The sequence below is a fragment of the Streptomyces sp. NBC_00503 genome (genome assembly GCF_036346895.1).
Classification (GTDB): domain Bacteria; phylum Actinomycetota; class Actinomycetes; order Streptomycetales; family Streptomycetaceae; genus Streptomyces.
The window spans coordinates 716,234-740,391 of record NZ_CP107855.1 but is presented as its reverse complement, the minus strand read 5'-3'; the positions used below and the strand labels follow the sequence as shown (position 1 = coordinate 740,391).

20 protein-coding genes are annotated in these 24,158 nt (G+C 71.2%); 11 read left to right on the top strand and 9 right to left on the bottom strand.

Going from position 1 to position 24,158, the window contains the following annotated elements; all coding sequences use genetic code 11:
• Positions 1-104 precede the first annotated feature (104 nt).
• The 5 genes from OG490_RS03405 to OG490_RS03385 all read left to right on the top strand — a co-directional run bounded on the left by OG490_RS03405 (position 105) and on the right by OG490_RS03385 (position 7,487).
• Positions 105-1,091, top strand: coding sequence for an alpha/beta hydrolase-fold protein (locus OG490_RS03405; RefSeq protein ID WP_330294787.1), 987 nt, complete (start codon positions 105-107; stop codon positions 1,089-1,091).
• Positions 1,088-2,596: a peptidoglycan DD-metalloendopeptidase family protein gene (locus tag OG490_RS03400; protein WP_330294786.1), complete on the top strand. Its 1,509-nt coding sequence runs from the start codon at positions 1,088-1,090 to the stop codon at positions 2,594-2,596. Before OG490_RS03405 ends, OG490_RS03400 begins: the two co-directional genes overlap by 4 nt.
• A gap of 87 nt (positions 2,597-2,683) precedes the next feature.
• The gene (locus OG490_RS03395) at positions 2,684-4,741 is read left to right on the top strand and encodes a family 43 glycosylhydrolase (RefSeq protein ID WP_330294785.1); all 2,058 of its coding nucleotides are present in this window, start codon (positions 2,684-2,686) and stop codon (positions 4,739-4,741) included.
• A gap of 488 nt (positions 4,742-5,229) precedes the next feature.
• A complete protein-coding gene (locus OG490_RS03390; RefSeq protein ID WP_330294784.1) occupies positions 5,230-6,039 on the top strand; it encodes a serine/threonine protein kinase in 810 nt (269 codons plus the stop codon).
• Positions 6,036-7,487 (top strand): serine/threonine-protein kinase, encoded by a 1,452-nt coding sequence (locus OG490_RS03385; protein ID WP_330294783.1) that lies wholly within the window; start codon positions 6,036-6,038, stop codon positions 7,485-7,487. The genes OG490_RS03390 and OG490_RS03385 overlap by 4 nt, the downstream gene beginning before the upstream one ends.
• 318 nt (positions 7,488-7,805) lie before the next feature.
• Here the strand turns inward: OG490_RS03385 and OG490_RS03380 are convergent, their stop codons facing one another.
• Positions 7,806-8,225: a MarR family winged helix-turn-helix transcriptional regulator gene (locus OG490_RS03380; protein ID WP_330294782.1), complete on the bottom strand. Its 420-nt coding sequence runs from the start codon at positions 8,223-8,225 to the stop codon at positions 7,806-7,808.
• A gap of 62 nt (positions 8,226-8,287) precedes the next feature.
• Here OG490_RS03380 and OG490_RS03375 point away from each other — a divergent pair, with 62 nt between their 5' ends.
• Positions 8,288-9,088 carry an alpha/beta fold hydrolase gene (locus tag OG490_RS03375; RefSeq protein WP_330294781.1) on the top strand — a complete coding sequence of 267 codons (801 nt, stop codon included), beginning with the start codon at positions 8,288-8,290 and terminating at the stop codon, positions 9,086-9,088.
• 148 nt (positions 9,089-9,236) lie between these two features.
• Here OG490_RS03375 and OG490_RS03370 read toward each other — a convergent pair whose 3' ends face one another.
• From OG490_RS03370 to OG490_RS03355, 4 genes are all read right to left on the bottom strand, one after another.
• Positions 9,237-10,067, bottom strand: a complete 831-nt coding sequence (locus OG490_RS03370; protein ID WP_330294780.1) for a hypothetical protein — start codon at positions 10,065-10,067, stop codon at positions 9,237-9,239.
• A gap of 124 nt (positions 10,068-10,191) precedes the next feature.
• Positions 10,192-10,782 carry a DUF5994 family protein gene (locus OG490_RS03365; RefSeq protein ID WP_330294779.1) on the bottom strand — a complete coding sequence of 197 codons (591 nt, stop codon included), beginning with the start codon at positions 10,780-10,782 and terminating at the stop codon, positions 10,192-10,194.
• A gap of 537 nt (positions 10,783-11,319) precedes the next feature.
• The gene (locus OG490_RS03360; protein ID WP_330294778.1) at positions 11,320-12,183 is read right to left on the bottom strand and encodes a slipin family protein; all 864 of its coding nucleotides are present in this window, start codon (positions 12,181-12,183) and stop codon (positions 11,320-11,322) included.
• A 159-nt stretch (positions 12,184-12,342) separates the two neighbouring features.
• Complete coding sequence (locus OG490_RS03355) at positions 12,343-12,957, bottom strand: CBS domain-containing protein (protein WP_330294777.1); 615 nt, start codon at positions 12,955-12,957, stop codon at positions 12,343-12,345.
• Between the two features lie 384 nt (positions 12,958-13,341).
• Between OG490_RS03355 and OG490_RS03350 the strand changes: the two genes are divergently transcribed.
• On the top strand, positions 13,342-15,078 hold the full coding sequence (locus OG490_RS03350; protein WP_330294776.1) for a sensor histidine kinase: 1,737 nt from the start codon (positions 13,342-13,344) through the stop codon (positions 15,076-15,078).
• 34 nt (positions 15,079-15,112) lie between these two features.
• Here OG490_RS03350 and OG490_RS03345 read toward each other — a convergent pair whose 3' ends face one another.
• The 3 genes from OG490_RS03345 to OG490_RS03335 form a co-directional block, all read right to left on the bottom strand.
• Positions 15,113-15,802 carry a response regulator transcription factor gene (locus tag OG490_RS03345; protein ID WP_330294775.1) on the bottom strand — a complete coding sequence of 230 codons (690 nt, stop codon included), beginning with the start codon at positions 15,800-15,802 and terminating at the stop codon, positions 15,113-15,115.
• 44 nt (positions 15,803-15,846) lie between these two features.
• On the bottom strand, positions 15,847-16,332 hold the full coding sequence (locus OG490_RS03340; protein WP_330294774.1) for a Crp/Fnr family transcriptional regulator: 486 nt from the start codon (positions 16,330-16,332) through the stop codon (positions 15,847-15,849).
• Between the two features lie 117 nt (positions 16,333-16,449).
• A complete protein-coding gene (locus OG490_RS03335; protein ID WP_330294773.1) occupies positions 16,450-18,813 on the bottom strand; it encodes a phosphoketolase family protein in 2,364 nt (787 codons plus the stop codon).
• A 428-nt stretch (positions 18,814-19,241) separates the two neighbouring features.
• On the opposite strand from OG490_RS03335, the gene OG490_RS03330 reads away from it, so the two are divergent.
• From OG490_RS03330 to OG490_RS03315, 4 genes are all read left to right on the top strand, one after another.
• Positions 19,242-19,922 carry a helix-turn-helix domain-containing protein gene (locus tag OG490_RS03330; RefSeq protein WP_330294772.1) on the top strand — a complete coding sequence of 227 codons (681 nt, stop codon included), beginning with the start codon at positions 19,242-19,244 and terminating at the stop codon, positions 19,920-19,922.
• Positions 19,919-20,674 carry an HAD-IA family hydrolase gene (locus tag OG490_RS03325; protein WP_330294771.1) on the top strand — a complete coding sequence of 252 codons (756 nt, stop codon included), beginning with the start codon at positions 19,919-19,921 and terminating at the stop codon, positions 20,672-20,674. The genes OG490_RS03330 and OG490_RS03325 overlap by 4 nt, the downstream gene beginning before the upstream one ends.
• Before the next feature lie 796 nt (positions 20,675-21,470).
• Positions 21,471-22,058, top strand: a complete 588-nt coding sequence (locus OG490_RS03320; protein ID WP_330294770.1) for a pentapeptide repeat-containing protein — start codon at positions 21,471-21,473, stop codon at positions 22,056-22,058.
• A gap of 120 nt (positions 22,059-22,178) precedes the next feature.
• Positions 22,179-22,466 carry a hypothetical protein gene (locus tag OG490_RS03315; RefSeq protein ID WP_330294769.1) on the top strand — a complete coding sequence of 96 codons (288 nt, stop codon included), beginning with the start codon at positions 22,179-22,181 and terminating at the stop codon, positions 22,464-22,466.
• A 507-nt stretch (positions 22,467-22,973) separates the two neighbouring features.
• Here OG490_RS03315 and OG490_RS03310 read toward each other — a convergent pair.
• A complete protein-coding gene (locus OG490_RS03310; protein WP_330300754.1) occupies positions 22,974-23,489 on the bottom strand; it encodes an SDR family NAD(P)-dependent oxidoreductase in 516 nt (171 codons plus the stop codon).
• Positions 23,490-24,158: the final 669 nt, after the last annotated feature.

The following is a 24,158-nucleotide window of genomic DNA, read 5'->3' as shown; positions in this document are numbered from 1 at the left end:
CGACGCGCCCGCCCCTGTCAGTCCGGAATCTTCCGGGGTCTCCCGGCCCGGGCACCGCTGCTACCTTCCGGACGCATCGTCAGGCTCCCGACCAGGAGGACACAGTGAGCGCGCAGCACCCCAGCCGCAGGAACATCCTGAAGACCGCCGGAGGCCTCACGGCCGCGATGGCCATGGGCGGCGCAGGAGTCCTCGCCGCCGCGTCGACCGCTTCCGCCGTCGGTGACATTCCCGGCCTGCACATCACGGAACGCGGCGAGCAGGATCCCCGGATGTGGTACTACCGGTTCCAGACTTCCGCCATCGGCGGCTGGACCCCGGCCGTCAACGTGCTGCTCCCCGACGGCTACCACACCAGCGGGCGCCGCTACCCCGTCCTCTACCTGCTCCACGGTGGCCTGGAGGACTTCATCACCTTCGACCGGTTCCACGACATCCGAGGTCTGACCGCCTGGAAGGACCTCATCGTCGTGATGCCCGACGGCGGGCGCGCCGGCTGGTACTCCAACGCGGTGAGCTCCAACATCGGCGCCCGGAACTGGGAGGACTTCCACATCGGGCAGCTGATCCCGTGGATCGACGCGAACTTCCGCACCTACGCCGAGTACGACGGCCGCGCCGTCTCCGGGTTCTCCATGGGCGGCTTCGGCGCCCTGAAGTACGCGGCCAAGTACTGGGGCCACTTCGCCTCGGTCAGCGCCCACTCCGGCCCGGCCAACCTGCGCGGGGGCAATGGTGACCTGGTGACCCACTGGGCCAACGCCTCCTCCGCCGCGGTGGAACTGAACGGCGGCAGCGTCTATGGCGTGCCCTTCTGGGACCAGGCCCGGGTCAGCGCGGACAACCCGTGCGAGCGCATCGAGAGCTACCGGAACAAGCGGGTCTTCCTGGTCGCCGGCACCAGCCCCGAGGACATCCAGGGTTATGCCAACGAGACCCTGGTGCTGGCCACCCAGCGGGAGTTCAAGTGGAACCTCGACCGCGCGGGCATCCCCTATGAGCAGCACGAGGTGGGCGGCGGTCACTATGTCCGCCGGGATCTGCTGCAGGACGACATCAATGGCATCATCGATCGGCTGCGCAAGGCGTGAACGGCCCCCTGAGCCGTGTCCTCGCGGCGACTGCCGTACTCCTTTCGGCGCTGTCGGTGCTGGCCGCCACGGGTTCGGCCGAGGCCCGGCCCGCCGAGCTCACCGCGGCCTGCCCGACCACCGGCTGGGTGTCCCAGCACTTCCACAGCGGCCACAACGGCGTCGACATCGCCAATGACGTCGGGACGCCGATCTACGCCGTCGGCGATGGAGAAGTAACCATCTCCGGATACACCGGCGACTACGGCCAGTGGATCCGCGTGCTGCACCCCGACGGGCGGATCTCCGAGTACGGGCACATGTCCCGCCGCGACGTCTCCGTGGGCGACCACGTCGTGGCAGGCCAGCAGATCGCCCTGATGGGCGCGGAGGGCACCAACGTCGACGGCTCCCACCTCCACCTGCGGATCTGGGGGGACCGGTCCACCTCCTACGGCATCGACCCCGAGGTCTACCTGGCCGAGCGCGGCGTCGTCCTGCCCTGCACCCCGGGCAGCGGTCCGAGGCCCGAACCGCCGGTGCATCCCGCGGAGTCGGGCCGCGTGGTGTCGGCGCGGTCGGCGGACGGACGGCTCGAGGTGTTTGCCGCCGGCGCCGACGGGGTGCACCACGCCTGGCAGCAGGAAGTGAACGGCAACTGGTCGGCCTGGGAACCGCTGGGCGGGCCGGGCAACGCCGAACTGGCGATCGCGCCCAATGCCGACGGGCGTCTGGAGATGTTCGCCCTGTCGGGCAGCACCTTCCAGCACCGCTGGCAGCTCTCCCCCTCCGGCGGCTGGTCGAACTGGGAGACCTTCGGCGGTGGCGGCCACGACACCGCGGCCGGTGTCAACGCCGACGGCCGCATCGAGGTCTACGCCTCAGGTCCGGTCGGCCTTTTCCACCGGTACCAACTCGCCCCCAATGGCGGGTGGTCGGAGTGGGAGGCCACCGGCGGCGGCCCGGCCGACAGCCGGGTGGAGATGGAGAAGTCGCCCGACGGCCGCCTGGAGGTGTTCGCCCTGGGCGCCGACACCTTCCAGCACGCCTACCAGACGGCCCTCAACGGCGGCTGGTCTCCGTGGGCGACCTTCGGAGGCGGCGGCCACGACCTCACCGTCGACCACAATGCCGACGGCCGACTGGAGGTGTTCGCCTCCGGCCCGGTCGGCGTGTTCCACAAGTACCAGACCGATGCGGCCAGTTGGTCGAACTGGGAGGGGATGGGCGGTCCCGCCGACGCGCAACTCAGCAGCGAGCGCACACCGGACGGCCGGGTCGAGGTCTTCGCCATGAACGGCAGTACGGCCATGCACACCTGGCAGCGCGCCGTCAACGGGGCGTACGGCGACTGGGACGCCTTCGGCGGCGGCGGCACCGAGGTCACGGCGGTCACCAACGCCGACGGTCGGATGGAAGTCTTCGGCACCAACCAGACCGGCACCTTCCACACATGGCAGACCGGCTTCTCCACCTGGTCCGAATGGACCTGGCTCAACACCACCGCCGGCCCCACCCAGGGCTGACCGGTCTCCGACCGCCCCACACGCGCCCCGTGGTCGGCCGCGCCCAGCCCGGGCACGGCCGACCACGCGGCCTCCCTGGAGAGACTCATGCCCGCGATCAGTAGACGCACCCTCCTGCGGGGCGCCGCCGGGGCGGGCGCGCTCCCGTTCCTGGACACCGGCCGGACCGCGGCCGCGGCCGCAGCCTCGGCCGGCGCCGCCCACGCCGCCGACGCCCAACCGCCCGCCCGGTGGGTCGGCGCCGGCCCCTTCGCGTACGTCTACGATCCGTCCACCCCCGCGGGCCCGCGCTACCTCAACGACCACACCCTGATCAAGGCCCAGGGCCGCTGGCACCTGTTCAGCATCGTCGGGGACAGCGCTCCGCGCGGCGAATCCCCGGACAGCACGGGGGAGACGTCCTTCGTCCATGCCTCCGCGCCGAGCCCGAACGGGCCGTGGACCACCCACGCCGACGCGCTCACCGTCGACCCCTCGTACTTCGGCGAGGAACACCTGTGGGCGCCCCACGTCGTCGCGGCGGCCGGCAGGTTCTGGATGTTCTACGCCGCGGGCGGCGCGGGCGGCGCCGCGATCAGCCTCGCCACCTCGCCCGACCTTTTCACCTGGACGCGCGAGCCGTCCGGCCCGCTCTTCCGCGGGCTCGCGGCGCGCGACCCCATGGTGCTGCGGGTCGGCGACGAATGGGTCATGTACTACACGGAGCTCTCCAGCGCGGGCGGCCACCATGTCGTGGCCTTCCGCCGGTCCGCGGATCTGCTGCACTGGAGCGAGCCGGGCGTCGCGTTCACCGACGCGACCACGGACACGACCGTCTCGGTCACCGAGTCGCCGTACGTCGTCGAACGGGACGGCTGGTACTACCTGTTCACGGGACCGAGGGGCGGCTACGAGGGTACGGACGTGCTGGCGTCCCGGGACCCGTACCGCTTCGACCTCGCCGGGTACGCGGGCCATGTGGCCGGCCACGCGGTCGAGGTGTTCGCGGACGGGGACACGTGGTACGCCAGCGCTGCGGGCTGGTTCCGGTACGGGCTGCACGTGGCGCCCCTGGAGTGGCGGGACACGCCGCCGCCGTGGCAGAGCGCGGACAATCCGGTGGCCGGCCTCGACGTCGGCGGGCGCCTCACGGTGTTCGCGCTCGACGCCTCCGACCGCTCGATGCTGCGGCGCGTCCAGCTCGCCCCGGACACCGACGCCTGGTCGGAGTGGGAGCCCTTCGGAGGGCCGGCCGGGGCCGTTCCCACCCTCGGCCAGGGCGCCGGCGGCAGGCTCGAGGTGTTCTCGCTCGCCCCGGGGGGAGCCAACCTGCACCACCGGGTGCAGCAGCCGGACGGAGGCTGGTACGACTGGGAGGAGTTCGGCGGCCCGGCCGGCGCCGCCCCTGCCGTCGCCCGTAACGCCGACGGCCGCCTGGAGGTGTTCGCCCTGAGCCCCGGCGGCGCCTCCGTCGCCCGGCGACGGCAGCGGTCACCCGGATCCCCGGCCTGGGACCCGTGGGAGCCCGGCTTCGGCGGGGCCGCGGGCGCGCCCCCGGTGGTCGCGGCGAACGCGGACGGCCGCCTGGAGGTGTTCGCCCTCTCGCCCGGCGGCTCCGGGATCTTCCACCGGTGGCAGGAGACCCCGGGCGGTGCCTGGACCGCCGCATGGCACCGCTTCGGCACCGCGGCGGGCGCCGCACCGCGGGTGGCCCGGGACGGCAGCGGCCGGCTCACCGTCGCCGCGATCGGACCGTCGGGCGTGGGAGCCTTCGGCCGGCGTCAGTCCGCGGCGAGCGGCGGCTGGGAAGACTGGCTGCCCCTGTTCGGCTGGAGCGCCGCCGCCCCGGCGTTCGCCGTCAACGCCGACGGCCGCCTGGAGGCCTTCTCCCTGACCCCGGGTGGCGCCCGGCTCAGCCACCGCTGGCAGACCACCCCGGGTGGAAGCTGGGATTCCGGCGGGGAGTTCGGCGAGCCCGGCATCAGGCTCGCCGCCACGCCGACCGCCGCGCTCGATTCCACCGGGCGGACGCACGTCTTCGCCGTCACCGCCGAAGGCCGGATGCGCACCCGCGTCCAGGACCGGCCGAGCGGCGGATGGCGGCCGTGGACGGCCTTCGGCGACCGGGCGGTCGCACCCGTCGTATCGGGCAGCCCCGCTCTCTGAGCGCGCAGGGCGGGCGTGGAGGACGGTGTGTGGAGTGTGGATTTCGCCAAGTGAAAGGGGAAAACGGGCGGGCGGGCGGCGCCGTAACCCCCCGGGCGCGGTGACCTTTCCCACCCTGCCGGGGCCGGGGCAGGCCATCGGCGGCCACGGCCGGAGGGACGGATACCACTCCGATGCACCTGTACCGGTCGCACCGTCTGCTGCTCCGATCCGCTCGGCAGAGAGTCGAAAACAGCCCCAAAGTGCCACTGTTGACACGGAGTCGACGTGACCCGGCACACAACGGGCGGCCCTTGGGGGAGGGCTGGTGAGTCGGATGGGAAGGGAGACCCGGGAGGCTTCCATGGCCGCCGGGGTGGGCGTCCCGACCCGGCGGAAGCCGGGCAGGCGCCGCCCTGCCGAAGTGGCCGAAGTACGCCGATGAACTCCCTTGAGAGATGAGTATTGTTCCACTCGTCCGAGCAGCGACGCGTGGAACAGGGGGAACCGTGAGCGGTGTAGTCGTCCATCTGCCGCAGGGGTGCAGTGGCGCCGACGGCGGCGAACCGTACGGTGACCCCGTGACGCTGCGGCTCGGACCGGGCGAGGCCGCCCGCTTCGGACGGGGCTCCGCGACGGTCCCCGTCGAACTGCGCCTCGCCGACCCGGCGATCTCCCGGCTCGCCGGGGAGATCCGCGTCGCCGACGACCACTGGCAGCTGACCAACCACAGCGCCACCCACAGTTACCTGGTGGAGAACCCGGAAGGAGCGGGGGAGTACCTGAGGGTCCCGCCGCGCCGGGTCGGTGCGCCCGTCCCGTTCGAGTTCTCACGCGTGGTGCTGCCCACCCGCAGCGACGTCACCGTGTCCTTCCAGGTGTTCGCGCCCGACCACGTCTATCTGGACCCGGACGCCATGGGCGCCCCCTGGGGCCGCCTCACGGTCACGGCGTACTCCCTGGACGAGACGGCCGCCTACTTCCTCGTGCTGGTCGCGCTCTGCGAACCGCGCCTGCGCGACCAGTCCCGCGTGGCGGTCCCCACGACTCCCCAGATCGTCGAGCGGCTCAGGGGACACCCCGCCTGCGGCACGCTGACCGCGCGTGCGATCAGCTCGCACATCGACTACCTCGCCGAGGAGAAGCTGCGCATCGGCGCCCCGGACCTGCGCGAACCCGGCAGGAGCGAGCGCCGCAACGGCAAGCGGGAGGAGATCGTCGGGCTCGCGCTGCGGTTCGGGCTCGTACGGGAGGAGCACCTCACGCTGCTGCCGCCCATGACGGGGGCCGGCGGGCGGGAGCGGCAGAGCACGCGATGACGCCGCCGAACGGCCTGCGCGACACCACGGAGTGCGAGCGCAGGGACCTCCTGCCGCCCGGCTACCGGGTGCGGGACTGGACGGTCACCGACTTGGTCGGGTCCGGGGGCTGGTCCACGGTCTACGCGGCACGGCCGGCCGACGGGTACTCCGGGCGGACCAGGCGGACCGGCGGGGTGGCCCCTGCGGGCATGCCGGCGGGACCAGCCGACGTCGCGCTGAAAATCATGCCGACCGCCGGGTACGCCCCGCGCCAGACGCGCAGGATCGTGGAATCCGCGCGCCGCGAGGTCGAACTCGGGCGCAGGGCGGGCCACCCCCGGCTGATTGGTCTCCTGGATTCCTTCGTCCTCGCCGCACCCGACCGCCCCTCGCTGGACGGCGCGATCGTGCTGGTCATGGAGCGGGCGGCGGGCAGCCTGCGCGAACTCCTCGACGCGGGGGTGGTCGAGGCCGATCGCCCCCGGCTGATCGCGGGGATCTGCGAGGGACTGGCCCACCTCCACCGCTCGGGCTGGGTCCACGCCGATCTCAAGCCGGAGAACGTCCTGTTGGGCACCGACCGTTCCGTGAAGCTCTCGGACTTCGGCCTCGCCACCGAGATGACGGGCACGCACGGGTACGCGCCGCCCATGGGCACCCTGGACTACCTCCCGCCCGAGCGCTGGCGGGCGCCGCTCGGGGAACTCGGCGTACAGGTCCGGCCGAGCGCCGACATCTGGGCCCTGGGCATCATCATCCACGAGGTGTTCGCGTCCGGCGCCTCCCCGTTCTCCGGCGCCACACCCATGGCCCGGGGCGCCGCCGTGCAGGGGTACGGCGAAGGGCGGGTGGCGCTGCGCATGGACCACGCGGTGCCGCCGTTCTGGCGGGCGCTGGCCGCCGACTGCCTCGCCCCCACTCACGCGGCGCGTGCCCCGCACACCGCCGAGAGCCTGCTCGCCCGTATCGCCGCCGAACAGGGAGCCCGCGGGACGGGGGCGGGACGGCTGCGGGGCCGGGCCCGCGCCGCCGTCCTGGCCACCGCGCTGTGCGGGATCGCGGGCGCGACCCTGTGGTCGGACGCGGTGCGGGCGAACCCGTCCGCACCGCCCGGTGGCGCGGAGGCGAAGGCCGGCGCGATCCGGGTGTTCAACGCCGAGAAGGGGTGTCGGGAGCGGGCCGACCGGGACCGGCAGTGCAGTCTGGGCCTGGCGATCGACCCCGGGCGGCCCTACGCGGCGGACAACGTCGTGGCGACCCGGGTGTGGCACGGCGACGTCCTCGCCGCCGACTGCCAGGTGTCCGACGGGCAGCCCATCATCAACGAGGAGGACCAGCAGTCCACCCGCTGGTTCCGCGTCCGCCTCCCTCCCGGCTCCACACCCCCCACGGCCTGGCTCCCCGCCGTACGTACGAAGGACCGGCCGGCCCTGCCGGGGTGCCCGGCCCCCACGACCGCGCGCTGATCCGCGGGGGCTGCCGCCCCATGCCTGCGTGATCGTGGCTATGCAGCGCTGAACATATGTGGCCGGTCATCACAATCGGCGCCAGCCAGGTGTGTCCAGCCACGCAGCTGCGCCTCCAGTCCGTCCTGTTCTGACAGGTGCCTCCCTCGCCCGCTTGTCGCCGCCCAACTGCCGTGAAAGGCATTGCATCAGCCGGCCAGGGTTCCGGGGGTCAACGTGGAGGTTGTTGCTGGACGGGTGAGCCGTCCGCGCCGAAGGGCCTCTCGTGCGGCACTGTCGGGCGGCCGGCGGGGCCGCTGCGGACCCGGCGGAGGAGGGCTATGTGCCGGCGCCGCCGTCGATGCGTTGCAGCAGGGCGAGCAGTGTGGTGCGGTCCGAGGGGGACAGGTGCGAATAGCACGAGGCGAGGACCTCGTCGGCGATCTGGTGCCCCGTGCTCAGGACCTCCTCGCCGGAGGGGGTGAGGTAGTGCTCGATGCGTCGGCCGGTGCCTGGCCTGCGGTCGATCAGACCCAGCGCCGTCAGTCGACCGGCGAGCGTGCCGAAGGCTTGCTCGCTCTGGAAAGTCGCTCCGGCCAGGATGCGGGCCGATGCCCCGGGTGTTCTGCTGATCGCGCGGAGAGCGTCCCACTGCGCCAGCGTCGTACCGGCGGCGGCGAGGCGACCGTCCAGGGCCCGGTGCTGCTTGTACTGGGCTTGCTTCACCGCTCTTCCAAGGACCTGCAGTTCATCGGACATGACCCCAGCCTAAGGCATGACTAAGCTTGTTTATATCAACAAGCTTAGTTACGGTTCAGGGCATGACAGCAGACAAGAGCGTCGCCCTGTACCCGGACCTGTCCCTCACCCTGACCGAAGCCGGAACAGGCAGGCCCTGCCTGATCCTGCACGGCGGAGGGGGGCCGGCCACGGTCGCCGGACTGTCGGCCCACCTCGCACAGACCATGCACACCATCACGCCTGTACACCCCGGATGGGACGGCACCCACCGACCGGAATGGCTGACCGGCATCGACGATCTCGCGCTCGCCTACTTGGACCACCTGCGAGACCGGCGGCTGCGCGACGTCCTTGTCGTCGGCTCTTCGATCGGCGGCTGGACCGCTGCGGAGATGGCTGTACGGGACGCGGGTGCGATCATCAGCGGACTCGTGCTGATCGACCCCGTCGGAGTCCACGTCGAGGCAGAACCCATCAGGGACTTCTTCGCCCTCGACGCCCTGGGTATCGCCGAGTACGCCTGGCATGACTCGGCGCGCTTCTATCGTGACCCCGAGAAGCTTCCCGCCGGTCAAGCCGCCCTTCAGCGGGACAACATGGCCGCCCTGCAGGTCCTTGCCGGCGACCCCTCCATGCACGACCCCAAGCTGCTCCGCCGGCTACGGCGTGTCGATGTTCCCGCTCTTGTCCTGTGGGGCGAGAGCGACCGGATCGTCACTCCCGCCTACGGTGCCGAGTACGCCGACGCCCTCGGCAGCGGCAGACTTCACGTCATTCCCGAGGCAGGCCACCTGCCGCAGCTGGAGCAGCCTGAGGCGACGCTTACCGCAATCGACGCGTACCTCCGGGAGGGGAACGCAGGCCTCGTCGACGCCTCGTAGCCCGGTAACGTGCGCCGAGGCCTATGGCTTCGGAGACACGGGTGGCCCCATGGGCGGAATCAGGAGGGATGCGATGGCCATGGTGGGGTGCCCCGGAGGGCGGGCTTGGTGTGCCGCAGGACGACCAGGCGCCGGGAGCTGCCTGACGTCATGGCGTCGCCGGGTGCTGGTGCCCCACCTCGCGCGCGAGATCCAGCCCGAGGATCCGGTCGAGAAAGGCGAACGTCTCGAATTTGGCGCCGGCCGGGACATCGGCGTGCCCGGACACACTGCGCAGCATGTCCAGGACGACAGGGACGCCGAGATCGTCGGCGAGGGCGGCCTGTGCCTGTCGCAGCACGTCGGCGGGGATCGGCCTGGAGGGCTCCTGCGCCCAGTCGGCCACCTGTTGCCGCCAGTGCCGCAGGGTCTTCCGGGCCTCGGCAAGCGCTGCGCCGGTGACCGTGACCGGCGTGCGGTGGGCGTGCCCGAGCAACAGCATCCTCACAGCCAGCGGATCGGTCCCCGCCGGGGCGACATCGTCCAGAAGACCCGAGGCGAGGAGAGGGGCTCCGTCCGGGACGTCCCCGTCCGGAGGCGCCGGGCTGACCTGGCCCACGTCGACCATGATCCCGCCGACCCCGTCCGGAGCGGCAGCGCCGTAGGCGAGAAGGTGCACGTCGGCAGCGGCGCACAGTGTCTCGGTGAGTTGGTGTGCACCGACGGTGGCGGGCGGGTGGATGCCGAGATCGGCCATGGCACGATCGAGTGCCTGGCTTTGCTCATGCGGCAGGTCCGGTGTGATGAGGACCGTGAGGGCCTGCAGACCACGCAGCTCCGCGGTACGCGCCAGCACGTCACCGACCAGGGGCGCGCGCAGGTCCACCGCGCCGACCCGGGCGCCGATGGCCGGCAGGTGGACACAGATACGCAGCAGGTGGCGGTGTCCGGAAGGAATCGCAACGAAGCGGCCGGTCCGGGTGTCGGCAATACGCAGCATGATGCGAAGGCTAGTCCTGAAAACCACGGGTAGCGGGGAGGACCTGAGCGGAGCGCCGACGTTGCCGCTGCTCCCGCCGTCACCACCCTCTCCCGTCGCTACGGCGACATCCTGCGGACGAGGCTCACCACCAAGCGCCGGCGGACAGCGGGCCGACCGGCAGCCTGGCGAGGGAACCGATGTCGGACATGCGCGCCCCGCCTTCGCTCTCCCAGGCGTCTTCCCGGTTCCGAAGGTCGGGCCTTCGACCGATGACGGCTTCGGCGGCGATCAGTGCGCGGGCGGTCAGGACGCTGCCGGGGACGGCGGCGGCGGCCATCAGCCGGGCCGCGGCGGCGGGCTCGGTCTGGGGCGGGACGACGAGGAGGTCCCAGCGGCCGACGGTGTAGGAGAGCAGGATCAGCTTGTCGGGGTCCTGTTCGGTGAACCAGCCCACGTGCAGGGTGTGTCCTTCGGCGGGGACCTTGTGCGGGATGACGGGCCAGCGAGTCGGGTTCACGGTGACGCGGGTGATGCGCCCCCACGGCTCGGCCAAGGCGGCGACGAGAACGGGGAGTTCGGCTGCGAGGTCACGGGAGCGGGGCCACCAGGCACCGTCCAGCTGCCCGGAGAGGGTGGTCTTCGGCGTGAGCACGAGGCGAGCGGGGCGAGGAGGCGCGGCAGCGGCTGGTGCGGCTGGCGTGGCAGGTGTGGTGCGTTCCAGGATGACGGTCATGGTGGAGACCTGTCCCCGGGCCGCCCGCAGTTCGACGGTCCGGCGTATTGATCGCCGGAAATGACACCTGAGTTGCATCCGATGCGCGAAATACTCCCGGTATCCCCATTCTACTCCGGTGCGGAGATCGAAGGGGTTCTGATCAGGCTGACGTGGGGGGCCGGTCGGCCCCCCACGTCTGTCCCCGTCGGCCCTGCCGAATGAACGTCCCAGCAGGTGATTCTGGAGTGCGGACCCGTCCCGGGTTCCGCTCCCGAAGAGGTGATCCACCATGCCTCGGATCCAGATCTCGGCACCCCGGCCACGGCCGCACCGCCCCCTGCCCCTCGACCTGCGCACGCCGTCGGGGCGCGTCCTGCCGTACTGAGAGAGCAGGAAAGTACGACGGCGTGCTCCTGGGTGGTGCGCCGTACGTCCGCCCCCTGGAAACACAGGGCCCGGCACTGCGCCGAACTCGCGGCGACCCACTGAACGCCCCCACAACAGTTGGCGCCGCCGTACGGAGGACGTCCTCCGCACGGCGGCGCCAACCTTCGGTCACACGGTCTTGACCGCTCGCGCTCCGTTCGGCGGGGACGGGCTCGGGAGCGGCGTGGTGATCTCCGCCGCACTCGTTGTCTGGCGCGTCGCGGCCGCGGTTTCGCGGGCGAGGAAGGCGCCGAGTTCGCCGATGGTGCTCATGAGCGGTGCGGGGAAGACGACGGTGGTGTTCTTGTCGACGCCGATCTCCACGAGGCTCTGCAGGTTGCGCAGTTGCAGGGCGAGGGGGTGGGCCATCATGGTGTCGGAGGCGTCGCCGAGCGCGGCTGCGGCCAGCGATTCGCCCTCCGCGTTGATGATCTTGGCCCTCTTCTCCCGTTCGGCCTCGGCCTGGCGGGCCATCGCGCGCTTCATGCTGTCGGGCAGCTGGATGTCCTTCAGTTCGACCAGGGTGACTTCGACGCCCCATTCGGCGGTGGTGACGTCGAGGATTTCGCGGATGCCGAGATTGATGCGGTCGGTCTCCGAGAGGGTTTCGTCGAGGGTGTGCTGGCCGACGACCTTGCGCAGGGTGGTCTGGGCGATCTGGTTGATGGCCGCGCCCACGTTCTCGATGGCGATGACCGATTTCACGGCGTCGACGACGCGGAAGTAAGCGACCGCGGAGACGTCGACGCTGACGTTGTCCCGGGTGATGATGCCCTGGGACTGGATGGGCATGGTGACGATCCGCAAGGACACCCGGTGCAGGACGTCCGCGAACGGCACGATGACCCGCAGGCCCGGCGCGCGGGTCCCGGTGAGCCGGCCGAAGCGGAACAGCACACCCTGCTCGTACTGCTTGACGATCTTCAGGGCCATCGGCAGCCCTATCAGGGCAACGATGGCCATGGCGATCAGCGCGAAGATCAGGACTTCCATGAAGATGCTCCTCACGAAGTGCGGTGGCGGAGCAAGGGGATGACCCGGGTCCGTCTGCGGGGCTCGGCACCGGTGTGACCGGGGCGGCGGGCCTGCTTCGCTTCCATGGTCGCGCGGTGCGGGTCGGGCGGGCAGGGGCCGAACGGTCCACATCCCGCGTCAGCGGGGATGATCCGGCGGAGCGGTGCGGGCGCGGGTGTCGTTGGAGTGGGCCGTGAGCCGGTCGACGACCGCGACTACACCGTCCAACTGTCCCGAGAGCCGGAGCGCGACGGGAATCTGGCTGCTCCTGGGCAGTTGGCCGTCCAAGGTGACGACCCCGTCCACGACACGCACGCTCACGGCATCGGCTCCGATACCCATCGTGTCCGCCAGCACGTCCTCGACCAGCACCCGATGTATCTCGTGGTCCGGGCGGAGGAACACGCGGAGCAGGTCCCGGCGGGTCACGATGCCGACCAGGCGGTCCTCGTCGTCGATCACCGGCAGCCGCGTCACGCCGCGTCGGGTGATGAGGCGGGCGGCCTCGGTGACGGTCTGTTCGGCGTGGACCGTGACGGCCGGCGCGGTCATCAAGTCCTCAGCAGTGAGGCGGTCTCGGGCGAGCAGATCGGTCCGCGAGATGACTCCGAGGACGCGCTCGTCCGCGTCCAGGACGGGCATGCCGCTGATGTCGTGTTCGACGAGCAGCGCGGCCACGTCCGCGGACGGAGTCCTCCCGAGGACCGAGACGACCTCGTCGGTCATCAGGAAGCCGACCTTGGCGTGCTTCATCTGTGGCCCTCCTGTCGGCTTCGGCCAGCGAGCGCGTCTTGCGGAGCGCCCTCACCAGCCACCATCCGCCGCGTCCGCCTGTGGTGCGAGGGCCGAACGGGCCCTGTGCCAGGACTGACCGGCCCGCGGCGGCGTGCGTTCGATGAGGCGGTGCGTGGCGGTCAAGGGACCTTCGGTTCCTTGACCGCCACCTGCGGCCCAATCCTCGCGCCGAGAGCGGCGTGGTACTGGCCGCGGTTCGCGGTTCGCGACGAGCACGACGACGCGGAAACCTCGCATGACCGTCACCCACGGTTCCGACCGACCGGGACCGGCCGGCCGGCGGAGGGCTACGCTGAAGACCGGGCGGGTGCGCAGAGCCCCTCGCCGCCGCCGGAGGTGTCCATGGTCGGGGACGATCGGGATGCTTCGGCGAGCCGGATTCCGCAGCCGGGGCCGGACGCGCTCCGGGAACAGATCACCGACGCGCGGGATACCCGTGACCGGCTGACGGGCCTGCTCGAGGCGGTCATGTCGCTGGGGCAGGGGCTGGACCTGGCCCAGGTGCTGCGCGGCATCGTGGAGGCCGCAGTGGTCCTCGTGGACGCGGAGTACGGTGCGCTGGGCGTGGTGGGGGACGACGAGAAACTCGCCGAGTTCCTCCCGGTGGGCATCAGCGACCAGCTCCGGGCGCGGATCGGGGCCCTGCCCACCGGACACGGACTGCTGGGCGAGCTGATCAGGCACCCGCGGCCGCTGCGCCTGGGAGATCTCTCGGAGCACCCGGCCTCCGCCGGGTTTCCGGAGCACCACCCGCCGATGCGCTCCTTCCTCGGTGTACCGATCCGGGTCCGGGACGAGGTGTTCGGCAACCTCTACCTGACGGAGAAGCGGGGCGGGAAGGGCTTCGACGCGGAGGACGAGGGGGTCTTGTCGACCCTCGCGGTTGCCGCCGGCGTCGCCGTGGACAACGCCCGTCTGTACGAGGAGGTCCGGCTCCGGGAACGCTGGCTGGCGGCCAGCTCCGATTTCACGAGCGCGCTGCTGTCCGGCTCCTCCGAGATCGAGGTGCTGGAGGGCATGCTGGAGCGGGCCCGGGACATCATCTCGGCCGACATGTGCGTCTTCTACCAGGTGGGGCCCGGCGGCGAGCTGCGCGGCTCGCTGGCCCTGGGGGAGGGCGCCGAAGCGCACCGCGGGATCGTGCTGCCCGGCAGCGAGGGCATCCTGGCCGCCGTCGTCCTGGCGCGGGACGGACTGGTCACCTTGGCCGATGTGGCCACCGACGCCCGGGCCCTGGCGCAGCCGGACACGTGGACGGGCTTCGGGCCGGCCGTGGCGGTCACGGTGGGCACGAGGGCGAAGCTGCGGGGCGTGCTGATGCTGGCACGGTGTACGGGGCGGCCGGCGTTCGCGGGGACCGAGGTGGCGCCCCTGCCGGGCTTCGCGGGGCAGGCCGCCCTGGCGCTGGAGCTGGCCGACCGGCGCCGGGACACCGAGAAGGTGAGCCTCCTGGCGGACCGTGACCGGATCGCCCGCGACCTGCACGATCTCGCGATCCAGCGGCTCTTCGCCACGGGAATGACCTTGCAGAGCGCGCAGCGGTTCGTGGAGCACCCCGAGGCGTCCGAGCGGCTGAGCCGGTCGATCGACGACCTGGATGAGACGATCAAGATCATCCGGTCGACGATCTTCGGACTCCGCGACCACGAGGCGGCAGGCGGTACCCCGAGACTTCGGGTCCGCGCGGTTCGGTCCGTGGGTGAGGCGGCGGCGCTGCTCGGTTTTGCGCCCGCCCTGCGCATGGAGGGGCTGATCGACACCGATGTGCCGGCCCCGGTCGCCGACGACGTGGTGGCCGTGCTCGGAGAGGCCCTGACCAATGTGGCCCGGCACGCGCGGGCGGCGCGGGTGGAGGTCGCGATCGTCCTGGCGGACGGCGTGCTGAACGTAACGGTGAGTGACGACGGTGTGGGTGTCGCGGACGGTGGCCGTCGCAGCGGTCTGCGCAACCTCGCGGAGCGCGCCGAGGCCCGCGGAGGCGGGCTGTCCGTCTCACCGCGCCCGGACGGTGCCGGAACCCGTCTGGACTGGCGGATCCCGATCGGACCTACCCGGCAAGATCCGAAGGAGACGGCCTAGTGCCGCGACGGGGCGAACGTTGCCTGACGCGGCACTAGCGGCCGGTCTCGTCGTGCTCGCGCACCTCGGCGGCGATGACAGCGGCCTGCACGCGGCGTTCGACGCCCAGCTTGGCGAGCAGTCGTGAGATGTGGTTCTTGACCGTCTTCTCGGAGAGGAAGAGGCGTTTGCCGATCTGGCGGTTGGTGAGGCCCTCGCCGATCAGCTCGAGAACCGCTCGCTCGCGCTCGGAGAGCACCGTCAGTCGCTCGTCCCCGGGCGGCTTCCCGGCGGTCGGGGCCCGGAGTGAGCTCATCAGACGGGCCGTAGTCGCGGGGTCGAGCATCGACTGACCCGTCGCCACGGTCCGGATGGCGGCGACCAGGTCGGAGCCCTTGATCTGCTTCAGTACGTATCCGGCGGCGCCCGCCATGATGGCGTCGAGCAGGGCGTCCTCGTCGTCGAAGGACGTCAGCATGAGACAGGCGAGATCCGGCATGCGCGAGCGCAGCTCACGGCAGACGGTGATCCCGTCGCTGTCCGGCAGCCGTACGTCGAGTACCGCGACGTCGGGCCGCAGGGCGGGCCCCCGGGCCAGCGCCTGGGCGGCTGTGCCCGCCTCGCCCACGACCTCGATGTCGGGCTCGGAGTCCAGCAGGTCGTGCAGTCCGCGACGGACGACCTCGTGGTCGTCGAGGAGGAACACCCGGATGGGCGCCGGGGCGGCAGCTGCTGCATCGGACATCCACGCCACACCCTCGGGTCGGGACACGTCTCGGGTCGATTGTCTCAGATGCGGCTTCCGCTGCCGTGGGGCGCGTACAGGTCGAGCAGCCGGATCTCGGCGGAGATCAGCCGGTGGGCGAGCACCTGCCCCACCCATTGCCACATGGCGGAGGTGAGCGCGGGATCGGCGTCCATCAGCGCCCGCACGGCGGCGGCATCGAACTCGTCGGTGCGCACCGGCGTCATGGCCTCGGCGCCGAAGTGCCATGTGTAGGGACGGAACAGCCAGGACCAGCCGACGAGCTCGCCGGGGCCGATCGTTTCGACCACCGCCGCCTGCCTGCCGGGTACGTGCACGTCCATGCCCACGTTGCCCGACCGGAGGACCCAGAACCGGCCGGCGTGCCCGCCCTGGTTGAACAGTCGCGTGCCGACGGGGAAGTCCGCCTCGTGGGCCAGGGCCAACAGGCTGGTGCGGTGCTCCGGGGACAGGGCGCGGGAGAAGACATCGGGGGAGGAGGTGAGCCTGTGGAAGGAGGAGGTGCTCATGGCGGTTCTCCGTTCGGGTGCGCCTACCACCCTCCGCCGGTGGCGGCCGGCCCGGGAAGGGCCGTTCGGTACCCTCTCCGACCCGGACGGCCCACCCGCATCGGCCCGGACAGGCGATCAGTAGGGCCAGGACCAGTTGGCGACCTCCGGCAGGTCGGTTCCGTGGGCGCGGATCCAGTCGTGGTGGCGGATGCGCTGATCGCACATGCTCTGGCGCAGGGCCGCCGCGCGGTCGGCGAGTCCGGGGACGCGGTCGATGACGTCCATGACGAGTTGGTACCGGTCGAGGTCGTTGCGCACGACCATGTCGAAGGGGGTGGTGGTCGTGCCGGACTCCTTGTACCCGCGGACGTGCAGGTTCGGGTGGCCGGTGCGGCGGTAGGCGAGGCGGTGGATGAGCCACGGGTAGCCGTGGTAGGCGAAGACCACGGGCCTGTCGGTGGTGAAGAGGGCGTTGTACTCGGTGTCGGTCATGCCGTGGGGGTGTTCCTCGTGGGGTAGCAGCCGGGCGATGTCGACGACGTTGACGACCCGGACGGCCAGCGCGGGGAGGTGCTCGCGGAGCAGGGCCGAGGCGGCCAGGACCTCCATGGTGGGTACGTCGCCGGCGCAGGCGAGGACGACGTCCGGCTCGCGGGTGCCGTGGTCGGTTCCCGCCCAGTCCCAGACTCCGGCGCCGCGAGCCACGTGCGTGCGGGCCTCCCCGATGGGCAGCCAGTCGAAGCAGGGCTGCTTGCCCGCGACGATCACGTTCACCTGGTCACGGCTGCGCAGGGCGTGATCGGCCACCGCGAGGAGGGTGTTGGCGTCCGGCGGCAGGTAGACCCGTACGACCTCGGGGCTCTTGTTGAGGACGTGGTCGACGAAGCCGGGGTCCTGGTGGGAGAAGCCGTTGCTGTCCTGGCGCCAGACGTGCGAGGTGAGCAGGTAGTTGAGGGAGGCGACGGGCGCGCGCCAGCTCAGCGCGCGGGCGCTCTTGAGCCATTTGATGTGCTGGCCGACCATGGAGTCCACGATGTGGGCGAAGGCCTCGTACGTGGAGAAGAGTCCGTGGCGGCCGGTGAGGAGGTATCCCTCCAGCCAGCCCTGGCACACGTGCTCGGAGAGGATCTCCATGACCCGGCCGTCGCGGGCCAGGTTCTGGTCGGTGGGCTCCGTCACGCCCTGCCAGGCCTTGCCGGTGACGTCGTACAGGTCGTCGAGGTGGTTGCTCGCCGTCTCGTCCGGCCCCACGACCCGGAAGTCCCGCCGTCCGGCGGTGTCCCTCATGACCTGCGCGAGGTAGCGGCCCAGGACGCGGGTCGGCTCGTGCAGGGTGCTCCCGGGCTTCTCCACGGGGACGGCCCACGCGTCGAGCCCGGGCAGCGGGAGCGAGCGCAGCAGCCGGCCGCCGTTGGCGTACGGGCTCGCGCCCAGGCGGCGCTCACCCTCCGGTACGCAGGCCAGGACCTGAGTCCTCGGACGGCCCTCGGCGTCGAAGAGCTCCTCCGGCCGGTAGGAGCGCATCCAGCTCTCCAGCTGCCTCAGGTGTTCGGGGTTCTCGCGGACTCCGGCGAGGGGCACCTGGTGGGCGCGCCAGGTGCCCTCGACCGGGTCGCCGTCGACGACCGCGGGGCCCGTCCAGCCCTTCGGCGTCCGCAGGACGATCATCGGCCAGCGTGCGCGCTCAGCGCCCGGATCCGTGCCCGCGGCCCGCGCTTCCCGCTGGATGGCGTGGATGCGGTCGAGGGCCCGGTCCATGGCTCCGGCCATGGCCGGGTGGACGAGGGCGGGGTCGCTGCCGGAGACGTAGAGGGGCTCGTGCCCGTAGCCGCGCAGCAGCGCGTCGAGCTCCGCCTCGGGGATCCGTGACAGCACGGTCGGATTGGCGATCTTGTATCCGTTGAGGTGCAGGATCGGCAGGACGGCGCCGTCGTGGACCGGGTCCAGGAACTTGTTCGAGTGCCAGGATGCGGCCAGCGGCCCCGTCTCGGCCTCGCCGTCGCCGATGACGCAGGCGACGAGCAGGCCGGGGTGGTCGAAGGCGGCCCCGTACGCGTGGGCCAGCGAGTAGCCGAGCTCGCCGCCCTCGTGGACGGAGCCCGGTGTTTCCGGCGCGACGTGGCTCGGCACTCCGCCGGGGAAGGAGAACTGGCGGAACAGCCTGCGCATCCCGTCAACGTCACGGCCGATGTCCGGGTAGGTCTCGCTGTACGTGCCCTCCAGCCAGGAGTTGGCCAGTACGGCCGCCCCACCGTGGCCGGGCCCCCAGACGCACAGGGCCTCCAGCGAACGTTCCTTGATCACCCGGTTCAGGTGGGTGTGGACGAGGTTCAGGCCGGGGGCGGTGCCCCAGTGGCCGAGCAGCCGCGGCTTGATGTGCTCAGGCCGCAGCGGCTCGGCGAGCAGCGGGTTGTCCATGAGGTAGATCTGGCCGACGGCCAGGTAGTTCGCGGCACGCCAGTGGGAGTCCAGCTCCGCGATCCGGTACGTGGTGGTCATGAGCGCTCCTTCAAACCGCAGGCCGAAGCATGCGCCGGTTGAGCCGATGGGTGAACCGTGGTCCTACGGGGCCGGAGGCGGGAAGGGCAGGACCGGCCCCCAAATGGGGCCGGTCGGCCCCTTCTGTGCCGTCGGCCCGGGGGAGTGCGGGCGGTCGGGTCGTTGCCGGGTCACGCCGCCGCGGCTGACGGCGAGCGGGCCGGCCGCGCGGCTTCCATCTGGAGGTGCGCGCTGTCACGGAGCACGGTCTCGGCGAGGCGGGCGGTGTGCGCGCTGGTCGGAGGGGGCCGTATGGGCCCGACAGGCCCCGGTAGGGGACCGTCCGGCCCTGTGCCGTGCACCCGCAGCGGGTACAGCCTGAGGTCGGCGCCCAGTGCGTCGCCGACCTCAGGCTGTACCGGCTACGAACCGCAAAGGGTGTGACGATCATGGGAGAGACCTCGGCAGATGCGTCCTCTATCAAGGTTCCCGCTGCCCGTGGCGACCTCGGACGACGTGTGGCCGCCCGCCGCGAAGAGCTGGGGCTCACGCGCGAAGAACTCGGGGAGCGTTGCGGGGCCGCCGAGTCGTACATCGCTTATGTGGAGGAGCGGGCGGCAGCGCCCAGCATGGGCATGCTCGTGGGTCTCGCGGACGGGCTGGGGACCACCGTTGCCGAGCTGACCGGGAGAACGACGGACAGTCCCCCCGGCATGGGGACCGCGATGCGGGATTCCGCGTCGACGGTGCTGAGCGAGGCCGAGTGCCACCGCCTGCTCTCCACCCACGGCATCGGCCGGGTCGGGTTCTCCGGCATGGAAGGACTTGCCGTCTTCCCCGTCAACTATGTCGTCGCAGGAGACGAGATCGCGTTCCGTACGGCGGCCGACTCGCGGCTCGCCGAGGCAGCCGGGACCGAGGTCGCCTTCGAGGTGGACCACATCGACGACGCGATGCGAGAAGGCTGGAGCATCATGGCCGTCGGTGAACTGTCCGGCGTCACGGACGGGGCGCGCGTCAGCCACCTGTTCTCGGTCGCCCGCTCGCTGCCCTGGGCCGGCGGACCCCGCACGCACTGGATGTCCATAGCCCCCACCCGGATCAGCGGCCGCCGTGTGGGTTCCGGGTGAGCGCCCCGCATGCCGTCGTATTCGACACCCACGGGGTACTCCTCGACTCGGCCCTGCTGCACGCCGCAGCCTGGAAGACCGCCTTCGACAGCTGTCTGGACGCCTGGGCCGCGTCCGGGAACGGGAGGCAGCCGCCCTTCGACGCGGACCGTGAGTACCGCCAGTGGGTCGACGGCAAGCCCCGGCTGGACGGGGCGAGTTCCTTCCTGAACTCCCGTGGCATCGACCTGCCGACCGGCAGTCCCGACGACGCACCGGGCGACGACACGGTCTGGGCGGTCGCCGGGTGCAAGGAGGCGGCGTTCGTACGTACGCTGGAGTCCGGGGCTGTCGAGGCCTTCGCCGACGTCGCTCCGGCGCTCGCCCGGCTGCGGGCGCACGGCGTGTACTGCGCTGCCGTATCGGCCTCCCGGCATGCCCGGCCGCTTCTCGGATCAGCCTCCCTATTGAGCTGCTTCGACGCGGTGGTGGACGGCACGGACGCCGCCGAACTGGGACTGGCTGGCAAGCCCGACCCCGCTCTGTTCCTCGAAGCGGCCGTACGGCTCGGGATGGACCCCGCCCGCTGCGCGGTGGTGGAAGACGCCCTCGCGGGTGTCGAAGCAGGCCGGCGCGGCCACTTCGGCCTCGTCATCGGCCTCGACCGGGCGACGAGCCCCGCCACCGCGGGGGCACTACGGGAACGTGGGGCTGACCTGGTCACCGCCGAACTCCTCACCGTCGCCGACCTCGTCTGCGGGGCAGGACCGTGACCGCCTCGTGGACCTGGGAGTACGACCACTACGATCCCAACAACGGCAGGTTCGCCCGCGGTGCGGCCCCCGAAATCCCGGCGGGCCCTGGTCGCTAGTGCTGTGGCCGGAAAGGATCACCGGGTCGCGGCGCCCGGCACGGCACCTCGCCGCGTTGTCGGACCGCGGCGGTACGTCCAGTACGAGCCGCAGTCCTCCGCCTTGCGATGCACCGCACCGGACGCCGCGACCCGGCAAACCTTTCCGGCCACAGCACTAGGATCGCCTGCCGCACCACCTCCTCCGGCACCGAAAGCGCCCTCGCCGTCAGGACGGCCGCCGGACCTCGGACACCCACCAAGACGGGCCACACCGCAGCCCTGTACACCTCCCTCGACAAGCCGAGCGGACACCTCCTGCCGCGCGCGATCGAGCACGCTTCGCGGGCCCCTGGACACCGCCTCGCCCCATTCGAGAACCCGGCACGCGTGTCACCGACGTCCCGGGACAGCGCACCTAGCCCTCTCGCCATGTGGACAGAAAAACGGTGTCCTTAAATCGAATTTCGTCAAGCAATTCCACTGTGGCGCATTTCCCCTTTTAAATGCGCAGTAGTAGTCGCAGCGGGCCGGCTCCACGACCCACCCTTACTGCCGACGGAGTGCGAGCTGCTTGTCATGCATTCGCAGGCGGAACATGGCCGCGACCAAAAGAGTGCCTCCCATCCCTCCAAGGTGAGAGGGACTCTTACCGGGGGCAGGATTGGAGTTGCTCACGTCACCCAATGGGAACCTCGCCCAATCGAAAGGAATTCAGGATGCGAACGAACACCACCGTCCGCCGCACCCTAATCGCCGCGCTCATCCTCTCCGGTTACGCGCTGACCGTCCCCGCGGCCTACGCCACCCCCACCCTCAGCACGGCCGTCGCCTCCCAGCGGGCCAATGCCGACCAAGTCGCTCTGCTCAAAAGGAGCGTGGCGGAGTGGAACCAGTGGCGTACGGACAACCCCGGTGCCAAGCCCGACCTCACTGAGGCTGACCTCGCCGGAGCGAACCTCCTCGGGGCCAACCTCTCTGCTGCGGACCTCACCGACGCCACCCTCACCGAGGCGAACCTCACCGAGGCGAACCTCGCCGACGCCAAGCTCAAAGGCGCGAAGGCGACGGGGGTCCTCCTCTTCAGTGCCAACCTCGACAACGCCGACGCCCAGAGCGCCAACCTCGAGGGCGCCGACCTCTCCAACGCCAAGGCCCGCCACACCGTCTTCGCCAGCGCCAACCTGATGCGCGCCAAGCTCCATGACGCCGACCTCGCCGAGGCCGACCTCACCGGCGCCAACCTCGACGGCGCCGATCTCAGCTGCATCAACCACCCCCAATGCACGTCCACCCCTGCCGGGTGACCGTAAGAGCTCGTATACACCGGTCCGTCGCCGGTCGACCGGCGGTCCTGAAGCGTGGGCGGACTCGCCTCCGTGACCGGCCGCCCCTGCCCTTGCCAACTCCGCCCGAGCGCCCGGACCATGGAGGGAATCGAGCGCTGGAGGGGGAAACACGTGGGCGGCAACGTAGGAGTCAGCCGGTCCGTCCAGCAACTGCTGGAACAGCGGGGGGTCTCGCTCAGCTACGTCGGGAAGGATCCTGACGACTGGATGGAATACGAGTGGTGGAACCTGCTCAACAGGTCCGGCGTGTGTATCGGACGGGTCGCGTCCGTCGGCCACGGGCTCTGGCTCGCCATCGGCGACGACGACCACGGGGGGCTGCCCAGCATGGACGTCGCCGTCCTTGCCGTCCTCGGCACCTACTAGGCGTGGCGCTGCTGAAGCGACCTCACTTGGACCGGGGCGAGGCCACCGTGTACGAGGGCCACGTATCGGGCGGCTGTCTCGTCGTACCGCGTGACCTGCTGGACCAGCGGCTGCGGGACCGGGCCGGGGCTGCGGGCGCCGAGGTGCGCTACCGCAGCCGGGTCACGGTGCTGCGAAGGATCCCGGGCGCCCGCTCCGGAGTGGAGGTCGAGCTCACCTGCCGAAGGCATTTCGGGGGCCCTGATCACCGGACTCCGGGCGGGAACAGCGGCAGCCGCCCACGGCACGGGCGACTCCCAAGCCCTGCGGGGATACACCGACTGGCTCTCCGACTGGGCCCGTACCCGCTACCGCCCGGCCCCCTGGAGCCGACTGGCAGAGGAGGACTCCTGAGCCGGGCCCGGTCCACGCCCGCCTCGACGAAGGCGGTCGCGGCCGACAGCCCCGCGATGCCCGCACCGACCACCACCGCATCGCGCATCTGCCCGGCCGTGCCCTCGTCCCCGCTCAGTTGCGGCCGGCCATCACGCCGCCGTCCACGTCCCAGATCGCCCCGGTCACCCAGCCCGCTTCCTCGGAGAGCAGCAGTGCGACGGTCGCGGCGACGTCCTCGGGGGTGCCGACCCGGCCCAGGGGGTGCAGGCCGCCGAAGCTGTCGATGGCGGCGTCCACCTGGTCCTTGGGGATGAAGGCCTCGTAGATGGGGGTGCGCACGACGGCGGGTGCGACCGCGTTGACCCGGATGCCGTGCGGGGCCAGTTCCATGGCCAGGTGCTGGGTCAGCGAGTGCAGCCCGGCCTTGGCCATGGAGTACGCGGAGGACGGGGTGGCGGCGATGGCCTGGTGCGCCCACATCGAGCCGATGTTGACCACGGCCCCGCCGGTACCCTGCGCCACCATCCCGGCTGCGAGGGTCTGGCTGAGGAAGAAGGTGGCCCGGTTGATCGCCTGGTAGCGGTCGTAGTCGGCCTCGGTGTGGTCCAGGAAGGCCTTCGGGGCGAACACGCCGGCCGCATCGACCAGCAGCCTTGGTTGGTAGGTAAAGGTGAGAGCGGAGCGGCGGCGCGCTCACCAGGCGATACACGGGGACCAGCTCGGCCGTCAGACGCTCGACGTGCGGCGGCCCACCGCGTTGCCCTTGATCGGCCGGTTCCTGCGGGCGAAGTGCGTCGACGGCGACAGCCGCAGCACTAGGCAAAGGGGGTCGTCCCCGAGGTCTTTGTGGCGCAAGTGGTCTGTCACCCGCTCGGCCTCGTCCCAAGAATCCAGGAGCGATCTCGCCACGAATTCACCTGGCGGCGACACCGTCGAACTGCCGGGCAACGGGGACGAGTCGAACGACGGCGGAACCGGGTTCGTCCCCAAAGGCCCATGCGGGGCGCGTATTCGGCATGTGCGCGGAGTGGATCGGCACACGTGAATGGTCAAAACAGGACCCTGGTCTCGCCAACGCCCGTCGGGTGCAGGGGTATCAGGTAGATGCGCGTGTGGCCGTTTGGCTGAAAATGGCCGTTATGATGAAGGCGGCGTGCCTGCCCTGTGAAGGGTGTGTGGGGTCGGCTTGGGTGCAGTTCTTGCGCATTATCACGAGCGCCCCCCCTTCGGAACCCTACAGATTGTCGAAATCTCCATCGCGGGCGTCAGGAATTGGATCTTGTTCCTGCTCTCCAGGCGCTCATAACCTCGCCGCAA